Source organism: Mycobacterium sp. SMC-4, assembly GCF_050205565.1.
Taxonomy (GTDB): Bacteria; Actinomycetota; Actinomycetes; order Mycobacteriales; family Mycobacteriaceae; genus Mycobacterium.
In genome coordinates, this window is the sequence record NZ_JBNMQU010000001.1 from 538414 (window position 1) to 555413 (window position 17000).

Genomic DNA, 17000 nt, shown 5'->3' on the forward strand with positions numbered 1-17000 from the left:
ATGGCGACCCTCGTCGCAAAGCAGATCACCAAACAATTCCCGCCGCGTAGCCGCGGCCAAGCCCCAGTCCAAGCGCTGCAGGACATCGACTTCGAGGTATCGGGCAGCACGTTCGTCTCCATCGTCGGGCCGTCGGGCTGCGGGAAGAGCACGCTACTGAACATCATCTCGGGCGTGGACGTGCCGTCGTCAGGGGAACTATCCATCACTCAGGACGGCCGACCGGCCCGATTGGGCTACGTATTCCAGGACCCGCGACTGTTGCCCTGGCGCACCATCATGGACAACTTGCTCTACGTGCACGACGACCGTGGTCACGAGCGCCGTGAGTCGGCTCGTCGGCACCTGAAGATGGTCAAGCTCGATCACGTCGAAAACCTCTATCCCAACCAGCTTTCCGGCGGAATGCAGCAGCGTGCCGGCATCGCGCGGGCGTTCTCTGTAGAACCCGATCTGCTGCTGATGGACGAGCCCTTCAGCCACCTCGACGCCATCACCGCACGCGAATTGCGGGAGCAGTTGCAGGAACTGCTACAAGCCCGTCCCACCACGGTGCTGTTCGTGACCCACGACGTGATGGAGGCGGTCCAGTTGTCCGACCGCATCATCGTGCTCGCCCCCGGCGGCACGGTCGAAGCCGACATCACCATCGATTTGCCCCGGCCCCGGCGAGCCACCGACCCCACGGTCGCCGGCCTGCAAGCCACCATTCTCAACCGATTCGAGGAAATGTGACCGACACCCTTACCCCGCCCGTGGTGGACGTACATGCGCACCTGACCGTGCAGTGCTTTCGCGACGCGATCGGCCGCAACCAATGCTGGCACGGAATGACCTCCGCCGACGGCGAACTCGACAATCCGCGCAATCACTGGAGCACCGCCCGCCGCATCGAAGAGATGGACAAGATGGGTGTGGACATCCAGCTGGTCTCCCCGACCGACGCCTTCTACCAATACCGTCAGGACGCCAAGACGACCGCGGCGCTGGCCGTCGAGGTCAACGATGAGATCGCCGAACTCAAACGTGACCGGCCCACCCGATTCGGTGGGCTGGGCACGCTACCGATGCAGGACGTCGGTCTCGCGGTCGCCGAACTTGCCCGGGGCATGAACGAACTCGACCTCGACGGGTTCATGATCGAAGACCACGTCAATGGGCTGACGTATGACAATCCGGTGTTTTCCCCACTCTGGGAAGCCGCCGAGGAGCTCGGCGCGTTCCTGTTCATCCACCAGAACATGCGCACGTCGGTCGCCTACCGCACCCGGTCGTACTTCCTGCCCAACTCCATCGGGAACCTGGTCGACCGGGCCATCACCTACGCCACCTTCGTCTACGGCGGTGTGATGGACGATTACCCGAATCTGAAGGTCTGCCTGGGCCACGCGGGGGGTTACACCCCGTTGGCGTTGGATCGACTCGATCACGGATGGCACATCTGGCCGTCGTCACGTGGACGCACCGTCGCCCCGCCCAGTACCTACGCGCGGCGCTTCTACTACGACAGCGTCACCTACCAAGCCCGGACACTGCGATTCCTGCTGGACGTCGTCGGCGCTGACCGCGTGCTGCTGGGTACGGACTGGCCCGCCCCGATGTCCATCGACGATCCGGTCGCATGGCTGGCTGAACAGTCCGTGATCACTGACGATGAGCGCGAGTTCATCCTGCGCGGAACGGCAGCGACACTGTTCGGGAACGGGCAGTGATGCCGGTCGCCGGGGTGTACATCGAATTGGTGTCGATCGCCGATCAGGACTACGACGCGTGGGGACAGTGGTACGACGCGAGCTACCGAAAGCTCCGCAGCGACGTGCCCGGCGTGATCGCCGTCCGCCGGTGCAAGAGCGTCATCGGCAGTGCGCCGGCGATGGTGGTCTACGACCTGGCCGACTTCACCGTCGCGTACAGCGCGCCGTGGCGTGACGCCGACGCCCTGGCGCGTGCCCACGACCCGTGCCCGGTGCCGGCCTCGTCCTTCGACGGCCCACAAGGTCTGGTGTACCGGCAGATCCTCGCTTTCCCTGATGCGTCGTACATCCCAGAGCCGACGCCATTCCTCCACGGTGCCTTTTTCGAGGTGAATGGCCGCGACCACGACGAGTTCAATGACTGGTACAACACCGAACACATCGAGTTCATCAAGACCGTCGACGGCTACCTCAATTGCAGGCGATTTCAGTGTCTCGAGGTTCCCACGAAGTTCCTGGCTCTCTATGACGTTGTGAGCCTGGCGGATTCCGAGGCCAAGGACGTGGCGCCGCAGAACTTCACTCCGTGGGCCACTCGTGTGCGCGGCAAGCTGACCACCTACCGAGAGCGGCGATTGTTTCGAGTCGACGGGCGGTGACCCGACGATCGGGGTTGCTCAACCCCTCGGATTGCTCGGACACGGCCGGGCTCCTCGGCAGTCAACGCGCGCTCGCCGGCGACGAGCGCGCTCGTTCGTCCCACCAAACACGGCGTGTCGGCCGACAGACCCGCGCGCTCGGCAAAATGAGTCCGGAAGGACTGCTCGGGGATGCGGTTCGATAGCGTCTGAGGGGTGAGCAACCCGTTCGACGCCAGCCTGTGGGAGCCGGTCGCCGGCTTCGAGGACCTGACCGACATCACCTACCACCGCCACGTCGCCGACGGGGCACGCAAGCCGACTGTGCGCGTCGCGTTCGACCGCCCGGAGGTGCGCAACGCGTTCCGCCCGCACACGGTCGACGAGCTCTACCGCGTGCTCGACCACGCCCGCATGTCCTCCGACGTCGGCGTCATCCTGCTGACCGGCAACGGCCCCTCCCCCAAAGACGGCGGCTGGGCCTTCTGCTCGGGCGGCGACCAGCGCATCCGCGGCCGGTCGGGCTACCAGTACGCCTCCGGGGAGACCGCCGAGACCGTGGACCCCGCCCGGGCCGGGCGGCTGCACATCCTCGAGGTGCAGCGGCTGATCAGGTTCATGCCCAAGCCGGTGATCTGCGTGGTCAACGGATGGGCCGCCGGCGGCGGTCACTCCCTGCATGTGGTGTGCGACCTGACCCTGGCCAGCCGCGAGCACGCGCGCTTCAAGCAGACCGACGCCGACGTCGGATCGTTCGACGGCGGATACGGCAGTGCCTATCTGGCCCGCCAGACCGGGCAGAAATTCGCCCGCGAGATCTTCTTCCTCGGCCGTGCCTACACCGCCGAGCAGATGCACGCGATGGGCGCGGTCAACGAAGTCGTGGACCACGCCGAGCTGGAAAACGTTGCGCTGCAATGGGCCTCGGAGATCAACGGCAAGTCGCCACAAGCCATCCGGATGCTCAAGTACGCGTTCAACCTGCTCGACGACGGCCTGGTGGGCCAGCAACTGTTCGCCGGCGAGGCCACCCGCCTGGCCTACATGACCGACGAGGCCGTCGAGGGCCGCGACGCCTTCCTGGAGAAGCGAGACCCCGACTGGTCGCCGTTCCCCCGCTACTTCTGAGGCGATTTCGGCGTGATTGTGTGCGCCCAGCGACGACAACCACGCCGAAATCACGAGAGGACGAGATGAGCAGTAGGAACCCGCTGCGGCGGCTGGCCGACCAGGTGCTCCTGACCAGCATGCGTCCGCCGGTCCTGCCGGCGCTGCTGGACCGGTCCAGCCGCGACCCCGTCGAGTTGGCCGGCAAGCGCATCCTGCTGACCGGCGCGTCGTCGGGGATCGGCGAGGCCGCAGCCGAGCAGCTGGCACGCCGCGGGGCCACCGTGATCGCCGTGGCGCGGCGTCAGGAACTGCTCGACGCGCTCGTCGAGCGCATCAGCACCGCCGGCGGCACCGCCCGCGCGCACGCGTGCGACCTGTCCGACCTCGACGCCATCGACCGCCTGATCACCGCCGTCGACGAGGAGTTCGGTGGCGTCGACATCCTGGTCAACAACGCCGGCCGCTCGATCCGCCGCCCGCTGACCGAATCGCTGGAACGCTGGCACGACGTCGAACGCACCATGAACCTCAACTACTACGGGCCGCTGCGACTGATCCGCGGGCTGGCGCCCGGGATGCTGCAGCGCGGCGACGGCCACATCATCAACGTGTCGACGTGGGGCGTGAAGACCGAATCGCCGCCGCTGTTCGGCGTGTACAACGCATCCAAGGCGGCGCTCTCGTCGATCAGCCGGATCATCGAAACCGAGTGGGCCGACCGCGGCGTCCACGCCACGACGCTGTACTACCCGCTGGTCAAGACCCCGATGATCGCGCCGACGCGTGCCTACGACGGCCTACCCGGACTGTCCGCCGAGGAGGCGGCCGGCTGGATCGTCACCGCCGCACGCCACCGCCCGGTCAACATCGCGCCGCGCATCGCCGTCACCGCGCACGCGATCAACAGCATCGCCCCGGGCGCGGTCGACTCGATCATGAAGCGCCAGCGGATGCAGCCACGAGACCGATGATCGCGACCGTCGCCGACATCGTCCGCGCGCACGCGCGGCTGCGCCCGGATGCCCCGGCGCTGATCGTCGACGACCACGTGATCACCTTCGGTGACCTCGACGCCCGCTCCAACCGGGCCGCGCAGGCCTTCGCCGCGGCCGGTGTCGGGCCCGGCGACCGGGTCGCGTTCGTCGAGAAGAACGGCGCCGAATTCTTCGACGTCGCTTTCGGTCTCGCGAAGCTCGGTGCGGTCGGGGTGCCGGTGAACTGGCGGCTCGCCGCCCCGGAGATGCGCCACATCCTGCTCGACAGCGGCGCGGCGATCGTCGTCGTCGGTTCGGAGTTCTTCGGCCACATCGAGGCCATCGAGGACGACATCGGCGCGACCGTCATCGCTGTCGGCGCCCATGACCGCTGGCCCGACTTCACCGAGTGGATCTCGACCCATCGCCCCGTCGATCCCGGAGTGCGCACCGCCGCGGACGACCTCGTTTTCCTGATGTACACCTCCGGCACCACCGGGCTGCCCAAAGGCGTGATGCTCAGCAACGCCAACTACGTCTGCAAGACCGGCGGTGTGGCCGCGGGCCCGTGGCGGCTGTCCGCCGACGCGGTGAGCCTCGCGGTGATGCCGCTGTTCCACATGGCCGGCTCCGGGTGGGTGTTCGCCGGACTGTGGGAGGGCGCGACGACGGTGGTGCTGCGCGACGTGGACGCCGCGGCGATCCTCGACGCCGTTGCGCGCCACCGCGTCACCAACATGCTGCTGGTGCCGGCCGTCATCGCGTCGCTACTCGACACGGCGGGCGTGGAGAGCACCGATTTCTCGGCGCTGCGGCTGATCGTCTACGGCGCGTCACCCATCAGCGACGACGTGCTGCTGCGCGGGATGGACCGCTTCGGCGGGATCATCGCGCAGGTGTACGGCATGACCGAGACCACCGGGTCGATCACCCAACTCGACGGCCACGAGCACACCCCGCAGTTGCTGCGGTCGTGCGGCAAACCGTATCCGTGGGTCGAGCTGCGCACCGTCGACGCGGACGGCGCCGACGCCCCGGTCGGCACCGTCGGCGAGGTGTGGACCCGCTCCGCGCAGAACATGCTGGGCTACTGGAACAACCCCGATGCCACCGCCGCCACCCTGACCGCCGACGGCTGGCTGCGTACCGGAGACGCCGGCTACCTCGACGCCGACGGCTACCTCTACCTCTACGACCGGGTCAAGGACATGATCGTCTCGGGCGGCGAGAACGTGTACCCGGCCGAAGTCGAGAACGCGCTGATGGCTCATCCGGGTGTGGCCGACGCCGCCGTGATCGGCGTCCCCGACCCGAAGTGGGGCGAGGCCGTCAAGGCCGTCGTCGTCCCCGCGGGTGGAGTGGAGCTCGGCGAAGCCGAGCTGATCGCGTTCGCGCGCACCCGGCTCGGCGGGTTCAAACTGCCCAAGAGCGTCGACTTCGTCGACGCGCTGCCGCGTACGCCGAGCGGCAAGATCCTCAAACGCGCACTGCGCGAATCCTACTGGGCCGATGCGGATCGCCGAATCGGCTGAGCCCCTGCTCAACGGAGGTGGTAGACACAATGGCCATGGAGATCCTGGCCAGCCGGGTGCTGTTCCGACCGAAGGACCATCAGCGTTCGCTGGCCTTCTACCGCGACGGTCTCGGTCTGGCGATCGCCCGCGAGTACGCCGGCGGCACGGTGTTCTACGCCGGGGCGTCGCTGATCGAGATCGCCGGGCACGGCGCGCCCGATGCTGCCGCACCGCCGTTTCCCGGCGCGCTGTGGCTGCAGGTGCGCGACCTCGAGGCCACGCAGGCCGAGTTGCGTTCGCGGGGAATCGAGATCGCGCGGGAAGCGAAGCGTGAGCCGTGGGGGCTGCTGGAGATGCACGTCACCGACCCCGACGGGGTGGATCTGATCTTCGTGCAGGTGCCCGACGATCACCCGTTGCGGCGCGACACCCGTGGGTGATCGGCGCTAGCGGGCCGGTGCGGCCAGCGGCCACCCGACCGACGCGAGCCGCGCCGCGACCTGGTGGATTTCCTCGGGGTTGGGTTCCTTGTCGGTCACCACGTGGATGGCCGCGCGGATCTCCTGAGGCGTCACGGTGTCGGAGTCGCTGCCCTTCAGCACCGTCTGCGCGACCTTGACGACCTCCTCCTCGGTCAGCGTGCGCGACAGCAACGCCAGCAGCGGGAAGTAGTCCTGCCGCGGCACCCCCTGCGGGTAGCCGTCATGCAGCCAGGTCAGAACGCTGTCGAAAACACTGGAAACCATGGCGCATCCCTCACTTGGCCGGAAGGAACGGGAACAGGTCGATGCCGGTGTGATGGATGATCGTCGCGCGGGTGATCCACAGCACCGCGGTGATGATCGCCCAGCCGACGAACACGAACAGCGCGATCCCGAGGTAGCGCATGCCGGGACGACCGGCCACCACAGCGGATCCGTCGGATCCGTCGCTGCCCCGGCCGCGCGAATACGCCACCAGCCCGGCGGCGAACAGCGCCGGCAGGCCCGCGCCGAGCACGAGGCCGACGGCGAGCACCTTCAGGATGCTCTCGAGGTACGTCATCACTGGTCCTTCACGCTCCTCAGACCGCGACCGGTTCGACGGTCGGCTTCGGGATGTCACGCAGGTCGGCGGGGATCACCGAGTTGGTCTCGCCGTCCCAGTCGGCGTTGACGTTGGAGTGGTCGACCTTCTGCTTCTGGGCGCGCCACCACATTGCGTACGACGCGGCGACCAGCACCGCGAAGATCAGGCCATCACCGGCCAGCGCGGAACCGGTCAGCGTCTCGACACCGTGCGAGAGCCAGAACGCCAGCGCCCCGACCAGCGCCGCAGCAGGCAGCGTCACCAACCAGGCCACCGCCATCCGGCCGGCCACCGCCCACCGCACCTCGGCGCCGGTCTTGCCGACACCGCTGCCCAGGATCGAGCCGGTGGCCACATGGGTGGTCGACAGCGCCATGCCCGCGGCGCTGGAGCTGAGGATGATCGCCGCCGACGACGCTTCGGCGGCCAGGCCCTGCGGCGACTCGATCTCGACCAGACCCTTGCCGAGCGTGCGGATGACCCGCCACCCGCCGAGATAGGTGCCCAGGCCGATGGCCACCGCGCAGCTGAAGATCACCCAGAAGGGCAGCCCGTTCTCCTTGACGTCGCCGCTGAGGTGGCCGGTGGTGATCAGCGCGAGCGCGATGACGCCCATGGTCTTCTGCGCGTCATTGGTGCCGTGCGACAAGGCAACCAGCGATGCGGTGGCGATCTGGCCCCACCGGAAGCCCTGCTCCCGCTGCTTCTTGGCCACGTTGCGGGTGATGCGGTACACCAGCCAGGTGCCGCAACCCGCGACCAGACACGCGATGACCGGCGCGGCGATGGCGGGCAGCAGCACCTTGGCCGTCACGCCGGACCAGTTGACGCCGCTCAGGCCGATCGCGGCGATCCCGGCGCCGATCAGTCCGCCGAACAATGCGTGCGAAGAGCTCGACGGGATGCCGAACAGCCACGTCACCAGATTCCACAGGATGCCGCCGATGAGCCCGGCGAAGATGATCGTCAGCCCGGTGGACGTGTCGATCGACGGCAACAGCGCCCCGCTGGCGCCGTCCTGGATGCGCAGCACCGAGGTGGTGACCGTGATGGCGACCTCGACCGACAGAAACGCGCCGACGAGGTTGAGCACCCCGGCCAGCAGCACCGCGGTTTTGGGCTTGAGCGCTCGGGTTGCGATCGACGTCGCCATCGCGTTCCCCGTGTCGTGGAACCCGTTGGTGAAGTCGAACGCCAGTGCTGTCGCCACCAACAGCACCAGAATGACGAACTCTGCGCTCATGCCGCCATTCTGCTGCTCGCAGCGGCGCAATCACTAATCGACACCCGGGAAAATCGGCGTCCTGACCTGCCACTTTTCCCGCCCTGGGGACAGTGTTCATCTGTTGTTCATCTTGCGTCGGAGAGTCGTTGGTCCGGCTGGTTCCACTCGCCTGGTGCGCGGACTCCGCAGCTACCATCGACAGAGCCCGACTGCCTCGTGGGGAGTGACCTCGTTGCCGAACTTTCTCGCCCGCGTCGCGGCGTGGATCGTCGCCGGTTACCCCGAGGGCGTCCCCGGCCCCGACCGGGTGCCGCTGCTGGCGCTGCTGCGCCGCCGGTTGACCGATGACGAGATCGGGATCGTCGTCGCGGACCTGTCGCGCCGCGCACGGGGCACAGATGTCGACGCCACCGATATCGGCTCCGTGATCAGGTCCGTCACCGCCGACCAGCCGACGGCCGAAGACATCGAACGGGTCCGCGAGCGCCTGGCGGTTCAGGGCTGGCCGCTCGACGAACCCCACGACACCGAGGACACGTCATAGCCACGCTGCTTCCCCTCGAAATCGCCCCCGGCCCGGGTGCGCTGTCCGCGCTGCCCGTCGTCGCCGACGTCCTGGCCGGGCGCGCCTGCGTGCTTCCGGTGCCCTCGGCCGACCGCGCCCAGATCGCGCTGCTGACAACGGCTTTGCGCGCCGGTGAACCGATCGACGACGACGTCGCGGTGGTGCTGTCGACGTCGGGGACGACGGGAATGCCGAAGGGCGCGCTGCTGCCGTCGTCGGCGCTGATGGCCAGCGCCGAGGCGACCCACGACCGGCTCGGCGGCCCGGGACGCTGGCTGCTGGCGCTACCCGCCTATCACGTCGCCGGATTCCAGGTGCTCGTGCGCAGCGTGCTCGCCGGTACCGACCCGGTGGCGGTTCCGCCCGCATTCGACCCGGCCGAGCTGGCCGCCGCCGTGGACGCGATGGGCAGCGCGCGGCGCTACGCGTCGATGGTGACCGCACAACTGGACAAGGCGCTGCGCGATCCCGCGGCCACCGCGGCACTGGCCACGCTGGACGCCGTACTGATCGGCGGCGGGCCGATGCCCGCGGGCCTGTCCGAAAAAGCCGCTGCTGCAGACGTTCCCGTGGTACGGACCTACGGAATGAGCGAAACCTCCGGCGGGTGCGTCTACGACGGCGTCCCGCTCGCCGGGGTCGGCGTGAAAGTGGCTGACACCGGCGTGGTTTCGCTCGGCGGCCCGACCGTGGCCCTGGGTTACCGCAACCCCGTCACGCCCGACCCATTCGCCGAGAAAGGCTGGTTCCGCACCAACGACTTTGGTGTGCTGGATGATTCGCAGACCTTGCGCATCCTGGGACGAGCGGATGAGGGTATCAGCACCGGCGGGCTGACGGTGCTGCCCGAGCTGGTCGAGGCGGCGATACAGACGCATCCCGCGGTGGCCGACTGCGCCGTGTTCGGTGTCGCCGACGAACGGCTGGGTCAACGGGTCGTCGTGGCGGCGGTGCTCGAACCCGGCGCCGCGGTGACGCTCGACGGGATCCGTGCGCACGTGGCCACCCAGCTGCCGACGACGGCAGCACCGCGTGAACTGCACGTCGTCGACGAGCTGCCCCGCCGCGGCATCGGCAAAGTGGACCGGCGCGCGCTCACCAGCCGGTTCGGGGGATCCGCGCCTTCTGCCTGATAGGCGCACCGCGCCTTCTGCCTGATAGGCGCACCGCGCCTGCGGCCTGATAGGCGCACCGCGCCTTCGGCATGATGGAACGCATGAGCCGTCAGGTGACCAGCGCCGAGGAACTGCGGGCCATCGTCGGACAACCGACCCAGGTTGTCATCGACAAGGTCAAAGACCGGCTGTCACCGGCACATCGGCAGTGGCTGGCACACACGCCGCTGGGGTTCGTCGCGACCACCGACGCCGCAGGCCGCGTCGACGTATCCCCGAAAGGCGACCCCGCCGGATTCGTCCACGTCATCGACGACATGACGATCGCGATTCCGGAGCGTCCCGGAAACCGCCGTGTCGACGGCTATCTCAACGTGCTGGAGCACCCCCGCGTGGGCACCCTGTTCGTCATCCCCGGCCGCGGCGACACGCTGCGCATCAACGGCAGCGCCCGCGTGATGGCCGATGCCGACTACTTCGAGTCCATGGTGGTCGCCGGCAAACGCCCGATCCTGGCCCTCGAGATCGACGTCGAAGAAGTTTTCTTCCACTGCTCCAAGGCATTTCTGCGCTCCGACGCCTGGCAACCCGAAACCTGGGACCCCACGGCCGTGCCCAGCGCCGCGCAGCTGGTGAAGACGATGTACGAAGCGGCCGACCTCGAACAGCTGACCGCCTACTTCAGCGAATCGAACATGCGCACCATGCTGTACTGACCCGCCGGATGTGGGCGGACTCCTAGGGTGGAGCGATGCTCATCGGTCGTAGAGAAGCGGTGGCCGTGGGCGTCGGCGCCATCCTGGTGGCCGCCGCGTTCGTCGTCCCACGTCTGGACCTGGGCGTCACCCCGCTGATCAACGCCGACGAAGAACGCTTCGAAGCGTTCGCCGGCGCGGCGCCCATCTTCGGGTGGTGGGAGAACCACGTCGGCTGGGGCACCGGCCCGGCGATCCTGATCGCCCTGGCCGCGGTGTTGTGGGGCCAGCAGTTGGCCCGCAAGCTGTCGTGGCGGCTGCTTCTCCTCGTGACGTGGGCGACGTCGGCGGCATGGGCCTTCTCGCTGGCGATGATCGACGGCTGGCAACGCGGCTTCGCCGGCCGGCTCACCGCCCGCCACGAGTACCTGCGCCAAGTGCCGACCATCGACGACGTCGGCGAGGCGGTCCGCACGTTCTCCGACCGGATCCTCGACTACCAGCCCGACTCGTGGATCACTCACGTCTCCGGCCACCCGCCCGGTGCACTGCTGACATTCGTCTGGCTCGACCGGATCGGCCTCGGCGGCGGCATCTGGGCGGGAATGCTGTGCCTGCTGGTCGGCTCGAGCGCGGCGGTGGCGATCATCATCGCGGTACGGGCGCTGGCCGGCGAGGACACCGCCCGACTGGCGGCGCCCTTCGTCGCTGTGGCGCCGACCGCCATCTGGATCGCGGTGTCGGCCGACGGCTACTTCGCGGGCGTGGCGGCCTGGGGCATCGCGCTGCTCGCCGTCGCCGTCGCCGGAAGAGCCCGGCTGCCGGTCGTGACCGCCGCAGCGGCCGGACTGCTGCTGGGCTGGTCCATCTTCCTCAGCTACGGGCTGGGGTTGATGGCGCTGCCGGCGGTGGCGGTGCTGCTGTGTGCCGCGAACTGGCGTGCCGCGCTGCGGGCGCTGGTGCCGGCCGTGCTGGGCGCCGTCGCGGTGGTCGCGGTGTTCGCCGCGGCCGGGTTCTGGTGGTTCGACGGCTACCACCTGGTGCAGGAACGGTACTGGCAGGGCATCGCCAACGACAGGCCGTTCTCCTACTGGGTGTGGGGCAACCTCGCCGCGACAGTGCTCGCGATCGGCTTGGGCAGCGTCGCCGGCGTCGCGCGGGTGTTCGACATCGGCGCCCTCCGCCGCCGCGCCGGGCTGCATCTGCTGGTACTCGGCGCCCTGGCGGCCGTGCTGGCCGCCGACATGAGCATGCTGAGCAAAGCGGAAGTGGAACGGATCTGGTTGCCGTTCACCGTGTGGCTGACTGCCGCACCAGCGCTGCTGCCACCGCGTTCGCAGCGCTGGTGGTTGGCCGTCAACGCGCTGGGCGCACTGGTGCTCAACCACGTCATCTTCACCAACTGGTAAGGCTGCCGCGGACGTCGTCGGTCCGCTCGCGCGACCGGCGGGTCACCGGATCGCCAGAGTGGCCAGCACCCGGCTCCCCACCGGGTGCAGACCCGTCAACACCAGCCCGACGCCGTTGGCGAGCTCCGCCCCGGAGTCGACGCCCACCGAGGCCCACCGAAACCACGGCCCGATCGCGTTCGACGACTCCAACCGCACCGTCCCGGTGCGCACACCGCTGATCGCCGGATCGAGCTCGGCGATGCACCGGCCGCCGCGCGAGAGCAGTTCCCGCACCCGCCGCAGCAGCCGGCGCGGATCGCCCCCGAGCCCGATGTTGCCGTCGGCCAGCAGTGCGTTGCGCCAGTGCCCGGTTCCGGGCAACGCGTCGAACAGGTCGCGGCACAACACCGGTGCACCGATTCGCCTGGCCAGCTGCGCGGCCGTCGCCGACTGGTCCACACCGAGCGCCGGAATGCCGCGGTGTATCAGGTCGACCACCAGGCGTCCCGGCCCGCACCCGAGATCGATTGTCGGACCGTCGCAGAGATCCACGATCGCGCGGTCGAACTGTTCGTCGGCGTGTTGGCCACCGAGCCACCTGCGCACCGGGAGATTCCTGACCTCGCCGTCGTCGCGACGGATCCAGCAGCGTTCACCGTCGAGGGCGCGGTCGTACAGGTCTCCCATCATGCGCGTTACAGACCTGCCGCCCGAGTCGCCGCCGCGAACCTACTGCCCGGGTGACAACATCGCCGCACCCGCTCGACGTCCGCGGCGGTGTCGACATCGGCGAGTTCCTCGACCAGGCAGACCTCATATCCTTTGTCGCGCAGAGCCTTCAGCGTCAACGCACCGGTATCGGGCCGCGACATCGGCACCGGCCGCAGACACTCGGCCATCGCACCCGACCGCACGCCCAACACCCACCAACCCCCGTCGGCGGCCATGCCCAGCAGCGCCTCGGTATCCCAGAGGGCGACCGCGCAGTCAGAGATCAACTCCCCGGTCACCTGCGGGGTGTCCATCCCGATCTGCACGATCGGATGCTCGCCCGCCACCGTGGCGGCATCGGCGTGGGCGCAGACGAGACGGGCGGCGAAATCCGTTCCCCGCTGCGGCACGACGGTGAACGAGGACAACCGCTGCCCGATCTCGTCGGACCGGCACGCGAGGCGCAGATCGCCGGTCATCGCCACCACCCGGGCCGACACCGAGGCGGCCGCCACCGCGTCGAGGGTGTCGAGCAGCGCTGCCGCGGCCACGTCGGCCGCGACGTCGTCACCCACCGTCGCGGCCAGCCGCGTCTTGGCCAGCCCGGGCACCGGCGCCTTGGCCACGACCAACGTCGTCACCGGCAGTACCGTCACGAGATCACCCGCCAGAAATCCAGGGCCGCGGTCACACTGCCCCGCAGCGATCCCGAGACCTTCGACCGGCCGCCGGTACGCGGCCCGTACCGGACGTCACGTTCGACCACGTGCCAGTGCCCGGCGGCCGCCCTGACCAACAACTCCAGCGGATAACCCGAGCGGCGGTCGGTCACTCCGAGGTCCAGCAACGATTGCCGGTGAGTCACTCGCATCGGCGCGATGTCGTGCACCGGCAGACCGTGGCGGGTCCGCAGCCGCCAGCACACCGCGGCGGTACCCAACCGCGCATGCCACGGCCACCGCAGGCCGCGCACCGGACGCCGACGGCCGACAACCATGTCGGCGCCCCGATCGAGCTCGGCGACCAGGGCAGGAAGCTCCGCCGGGTCCAGCGAACCGTCGGCATCGATGACCGCCACCACCGGCGTCGTCGCCGCAACCACACCGGCGTGCACGGCAGACCCATAGCCAGGCCGCGGCTCGGCCACCACCATGGCGCCGTGGGCACGGGCGACCGCAGCAGTGCCGTCGGTGCTGTTGTTGTCGACCACGAGCGCTCTGTACCCACGAGGAATGGCCGCGAGCACACCCGGCAGCGAATCCGCCTCATCGAGGCATGGCAGCACCACCGTGACCGCACGATCGGGCATAGCTTTCGACGCTAGAACAGCCAGAACGGCGACGCGAGACCCAACGCTGACAAAAGGATGACATCCACGCAGGTGGTCGCGGGTCCGCGCTAACCTCGGAGTGGTGACCCGGGTGCTGATCGCGGACGACGACGACGTCGTCCGCAACGTGGTGCGACGGTATCTGGAGCGCGACGGTCTCGAGGTTCTGACCGCCCATGACGGCAACGAGGCGCTGCGGCTGTTGCGTTCGCAGCGCATCGATGTCGCCGTCCTCGACGTGATGATGCCCGGCCCCAGCGGACTGTCGCTGTGCCGCGGGCTCCGCCGCGGCGGCGACCTGTCCATACCGGTGATCCTGCTGACCGCGTTGGGTGAGGAAGACGACCGCATCGCCGGTCTGGAAGCGGGCGCGGACGATTACCTGACCAAACCGTTCAGTCCGCGCGAGCTCGCGCTGCGGGTGCGTTCGGTGCTGCGCCGCACGCCGGCGACTGCAGGACCGCCGCCCGGGCAGATCCAGTTCGGCGACCTGGCGGTGTCGACGCGGTCGCGCACCGCGACCGTCGCGGGCGCGCCGTTGAGCCTGACCAACCGGGAGTTCGACCTGCTGGTGTTCTTCCTGACCCACCCCGACATCGTGTTCACCCGCGACGATCTGCTCAAGCAGGTGTGGCACTGGGACTTCGGAGACCTGTCGACGGTGACGGTGCACGTCAAGCGGTTGCGGTCCAAGCTCGGCGACCGCCACCGCGTGCAGACCGTGTGGGGCCGCGGCTACATGTGGGCGTCGGATGCGTCGGCCTCCGGACACACGGATGCCGCCAGCTGAGTTCGCAGAGATCGTCGGCTGGGCCCTGGCCTGCTCGGTGCCGGTGGTCATCGCCGGGGCGGCGGTGATCCGACTGGCGCGCTCCTGGTCGCTGGCGCTCAGCATGGTGGCGCTGGTGCTGATCCCGGTGCTCGCAACGTTCACCGGGGTGCTCGGCGCCAGCGGGTTCATGGTCACCGAAACCTTCGAGCGGACGGCCGTCGTGCTGGTCGTCGTGTCGATCGTGACGATCCCCGCGGCGGTGATGCTGGGCCGCTACCAGGCGCGGCGCACCGTGTGGGAAGCCGAGATCCGCGACTCCGAGCAGGCCGCCGAACAGTCACGCCGGCAGCTGGTGGCCTTCGTCAGCCATGACCTGCGCACCCCGCTGGCCGGGATCCGGGCGGTGGCCGAAGCGATGGCCGACGGTGTGGTCCCCGCCGACGAGGTGCGGGCGCACGCTGAGCACATCGAGCACGAATCCGTGCGGCTGAGCGAGATGGTCGACGACCTGTTCGAGATGTCGAAGATCAACGCCGGAGCGCTGACGCCCTCGTTCGAGAAGGTCGCCCTCGACGAGGTGGTCGATGAGGTGTTGGCCGTACACCGCATCGCCGCCGAGCGGGCCGGTGTGCAACTGCGCGCCGATGTGCCAGAGCAGCCGGTGCGCGTCCTGGGCAGCGACCGGGCGCTGGTGCGTGTGCTGTCGAACCTGGTGGCCAATGCGATCGCGCACACTCCGCCCGGCGGCTGTGTCGAGCTGGCGCTGGGCGCCGACGACACCGGCGCGTGGGCCCGTGTCGACGACACCGGGGTCGGCATCGACGAGGCCGACCTGCCGCGGGTGTTCGACGTGGCCTATCGCGGCTCGAACAACCGTGTGCCGCGCGCGGATTCGTCGCTGCCGAGCGGGTCCGGGCTGGGCCTGGCGATCGCGGCGGGTCTGGTGCAGGCGCACCGTGGCACGCTGTCGGCGCGCAACCTGGCCACCGGAGCGCGTTTCGAGGTGCGGCTCCCTTTGGCGTGAGCCCCCGTGCGCGGCGTGTCAGCCGGGCAGGGAGTTGCTCAGCCGTTCGGTGGCGGCCAGGTAGTCCTCGATGAACTCGCGGACCACTTCGCGCGCGGGCTTGACCTTGTTCATCAGGCCGACGCCCTGACCGACGAAGTAGGTGGCCAGCGCCTGGGCGCCCTCGTGGCCCTGCGCGGCCAGCACGTCGATACGCCGGATCACCGGCTCGCACAGCATCGACTGCAACGGCAAGGGCAGCGGCTGCTGACCGTCTTTGGCGGGCAGCCACGCGTCCGTCCAGTCCGAACGCAACTGGCGCGACGGCTTACCTGTGCGGCCGGCCGAACGCACCGTGTCCCGTGACGTGGCGGCCAGCATCTTCGCGACGGTGTGCGGCGCGGTCTCGGCCTCCTCGGTGGTGAGCCACACCGAGCCGGTCCACGCTCCGGCCGCGCCGATGGCCACCATGCCGGCCATCTGCCGACCCGTCACGATGCCGCCGGCGGCGAGTACCGGAACCGAGCTGCCGGCCTGGGCCACGGCCTCGACGACCTCGGGCACCACGACCAGCGTGCTGACCTCGCCGCAGTGCCCGCCGGCCTCGGTGCCCTGCGCGACGATCAGGTCGACGCCGGCCGCGATCTGCTTGACCGCATGCTCTTTGGCGCCGACCAGCGCCGCGACCGGAATCCCTCGCTCCTTGCCCGCTTCGATCATGTAGTCCGGCGGCACGCCGAGCGCGTTGGCGATCAGGCTGATCGGGTGCGACAGCGCCACATCGAGCAGCTCCTGGCCGGTGTTGCCGGACAGCATCGGCTTGCCCAGGCGGCGCTCCGGCTCGGGCTCGATGTCGTGGGCGCGCAACAGGTCGTCGACGATGTCCTTGTAGGCCTGCGGGATCCGTCCGGCCAGGTCGGTGCTGGAGAGCTTCTCGCCCTTGCCCTCGAACTTGGCGGGCACGATCAGATCCACGCCGTACGGTTTGCCGCCGACCGCATCGTCGATCCACGCCAGCTCCTGGTCGAGCTGCTCGGGACTGTAGGCGGTCGCGCCGAGCACGCCGAAACCGCCGGCGTTGGTCACCGCGGCCACCACGTCACGGCAGTGGCTGAACGCGAAGAGCGGGAAGTCGATGCCGTACTGCTCACACAGCGCTGTGGACGTCATGAGCACAGTATGGCTTGACGGGTGT

20 protein-coding genes are annotated in these 17000 nt (G+C 69.1%); 13 read left to right on the forward strand and 7 right to left on the reverse strand.

What is annotated here, in order from left to right; all coding sequences use genetic code 11:
* The 7 genes from ACQI46_RS02565 to ACQI46_RS02595 all read left to right on the forward strand — a co-directional run bounded on the left by ACQI46_RS02565 (position 1) and on the right by ACQI46_RS02595 (position 6370).
* The gene (locus ACQI46_RS02565) at positions 1–735 is read left to right on the forward strand and encodes an ABC transporter ATP-binding protein (protein WP_427092361.1); all 735 of its coding nucleotides are present in this window, start codon (positions 1–3) and stop codon (positions 733–735) included.
* Positions 732–1712, forward strand: a complete 981-nt coding sequence (locus tag ACQI46_RS02570) for an amidohydrolase family protein (protein ID WP_427092362.1) — start codon at positions 732–734, stop codon at positions 1710–1712. Before ACQI46_RS02565 ends, ACQI46_RS02570 begins: the two co-directional genes overlap by 4 nt.
* Positions 1712–2353 carry a hypothetical protein gene (locus ACQI46_RS02575; protein WP_427092363.1) on the forward strand — a complete coding sequence of 214 codons (642 nt, stop codon included), beginning with the start codon at positions 1712–1714 and terminating at the stop codon, positions 2351–2353. Before ACQI46_RS02570 ends, ACQI46_RS02575 begins: the two co-directional genes overlap by 1 nt.
* 195 nt (positions 2354–2548) lie before the next feature.
* On the forward strand, positions 2549–3460 hold the full coding sequence (locus ACQI46_RS02580) for a 1,4-dihydroxy-2-naphthoyl-CoA synthase (protein ID WP_427092364.1): 912 nt from the start codon (positions 2549–2551) through the stop codon (positions 3458–3460).
* Positions 3461–3525: 65 nt separating this feature from the next.
* Positions 3526–4413, forward strand: a complete 888-nt coding sequence (locus ACQI46_RS02585; RefSeq protein ID WP_427092365.1) for an SDR family oxidoreductase — start codon at positions 3526–3528, stop codon at positions 4411–4413.
* Complete coding sequence (locus ACQI46_RS02590) at positions 4410–5948, forward strand: long-chain-fatty-acid--CoA ligase (RefSeq protein ID WP_427092366.1); 1539 nt, start codon at positions 4410–4412, stop codon at positions 5946–5948. Before ACQI46_RS02585 ends, ACQI46_RS02590 begins: the two co-directional genes overlap by 4 nt.
* Positions 5949–5983: 35 nt before the next feature.
* Positions 5984–6370 carry a VOC family protein gene (locus tag ACQI46_RS02595; protein WP_427092781.1) on the forward strand — a complete coding sequence of 129 codons (387 nt, stop codon included), beginning with the start codon at positions 5984–5986 and terminating at the stop codon, positions 6368–6370.
* Positions 6371–6376: 6 nt separating this feature from the next.
* Here the strand turns inward: ACQI46_RS02595 and ACQI46_RS02600 are convergent, their stop codons facing one another.
* From ACQI46_RS02600 to ACQI46_RS02610, 3 genes are read right to left on the reverse strand one after another with little or no spacing between them, the layout of a single operon-like run.
* On the reverse strand, positions 6377–6676 hold the full coding sequence (locus ACQI46_RS02600) for a DUF3349 domain-containing protein (RefSeq protein ID WP_427092367.1): 300 nt from the start codon (positions 6674–6676) through the stop codon (positions 6377–6379).
* 10 nt (positions 6677–6686) lie between these two features.
* Entirely contained in the window at positions 6687–6974 is a 288-nt protein-coding gene (locus ACQI46_RS02605) for a hypothetical protein (protein WP_427092368.1), read from the reverse strand.
* A gap of 19 nt (positions 6975–6993) precedes the next feature.
* The gene (locus tag ACQI46_RS02610) at positions 6994–8241 is read right to left on the reverse strand and encodes an inorganic phosphate transporter (RefSeq protein ID WP_427092369.1); all 1248 of its coding nucleotides are present in this window, start codon (positions 8239–8241) and stop codon (positions 6994–6996) included.
* 214 nt (positions 8242–8455) lie between these two features.
* Here ACQI46_RS02610 and ACQI46_RS02615 point away from each other — a divergent pair, with 214 nt between their 5' ends.
* From ACQI46_RS02615 to ACQI46_RS02630, 4 genes are all read left to right on the forward strand, one after another.
* Positions 8456–8767, forward strand: coding sequence for a DUF3349 domain-containing protein (locus tag ACQI46_RS02615; protein WP_427092370.1), 312 nt, complete (start codon positions 8456–8458; stop codon positions 8765–8767).
* Positions 8764–9921: an o-succinylbenzoate--CoA ligase gene (menE, locus tag ACQI46_RS02620; RefSeq protein WP_427092782.1), complete on the forward strand. Its 1158-nt coding sequence runs from the start codon at positions 8764–8766 to the stop codon at positions 9919–9921. Before ACQI46_RS02615 ends, menE begins: the two co-directional genes overlap by 4 nt.
* An 83-nt stretch (positions 9922–10004) precedes the next feature.
* On the forward strand, positions 10005–10619 hold the full coding sequence (locus ACQI46_RS02625) for a pyridoxamine 5'-phosphate oxidase family protein (protein ID WP_427092371.1): 615 nt from the start codon (positions 10005–10007) through the stop codon (positions 10617–10619).
* 35 nt (positions 10620–10654) lie between these two features.
* Entirely contained in the window at positions 10655–12007 is a 1353-nt protein-coding gene (locus ACQI46_RS02630) for a hypothetical protein (RefSeq protein WP_427092372.1), read from the forward strand.
* 42 nt (positions 12008–12049) lie between these two features.
* On the opposite strand, the gene ACQI46_RS02635 is transcribed toward ACQI46_RS02630, so the two are convergent.
* Genes ACQI46_RS02635 through ACQI46_RS02645 form a run of 3 tightly spaced genes read right to left on the reverse strand, consistent with a single transcriptional unit; the run spans position 12050 to position 14009 of the window.
* Positions 12050–12679 (reverse strand): SAM-dependent methyltransferase, encoded by a 630-nt coding sequence (locus tag ACQI46_RS02635; protein ID WP_427092373.1) that lies wholly within the window; start codon positions 12677–12679, stop codon positions 12050–12052.
* 5 nt (positions 12680–12684) lie between these two features.
* Positions 12685–13356 (reverse strand): TIGR04282 family arsenosugar biosynthesis glycosyltransferase, encoded by a 672-nt coding sequence (locus ACQI46_RS02640; RefSeq protein ID WP_427092374.1) that lies wholly within the window; start codon positions 13354–13356, stop codon positions 12685–12687.
* Positions 13353–14009 carry a glycosyltransferase family 2 protein gene (locus ACQI46_RS02645; RefSeq protein ID WP_427092375.1) on the reverse strand — a complete coding sequence of 219 codons (657 nt, stop codon included), beginning with the start codon at positions 14007–14009 and terminating at the stop codon, positions 13353–13355. The genes ACQI46_RS02640 and ACQI46_RS02645 overlap by 4 nt, the downstream gene beginning before the upstream one ends.
* A gap of 103 nt (positions 14010–14112) precedes the next feature.
* On the opposite strand from ACQI46_RS02645, the gene ACQI46_RS02650 reads away from it, so the two are divergent.
* Together ACQI46_RS02650 and ACQI46_RS02655 are read left to right on the forward strand one after the other, a co-directional pair.
* Positions 14113–14820 (forward strand): response regulator transcription factor, encoded by a 708-nt coding sequence (locus tag ACQI46_RS02650; protein ID WP_427092376.1) that lies wholly within the window; start codon positions 14113–14115, stop codon positions 14818–14820.
* Positions 14807–15826, forward strand: a complete 1020-nt coding sequence (locus ACQI46_RS02655) for a sensor histidine kinase (RefSeq protein ID WP_427092377.1) — start codon at positions 14807–14809, stop codon at positions 15824–15826. Before ACQI46_RS02650 ends, ACQI46_RS02655 begins: the two co-directional genes overlap by 14 nt.
* Positions 15827–15844: 18 nt before the next feature.
* Here the strand turns inward: ACQI46_RS02655 and ACQI46_RS02660 are convergent, their stop codons facing one another.
* A complete protein-coding gene (locus tag ACQI46_RS02660; RefSeq protein ID WP_427092378.1) occupies positions 15845–16975 on the reverse strand; it encodes an NAD(P)H-dependent flavin oxidoreductase in 1131 nt (376 codons plus the stop codon).
* Positions 16976–17000 lie beyond the last annotated feature (25 nt).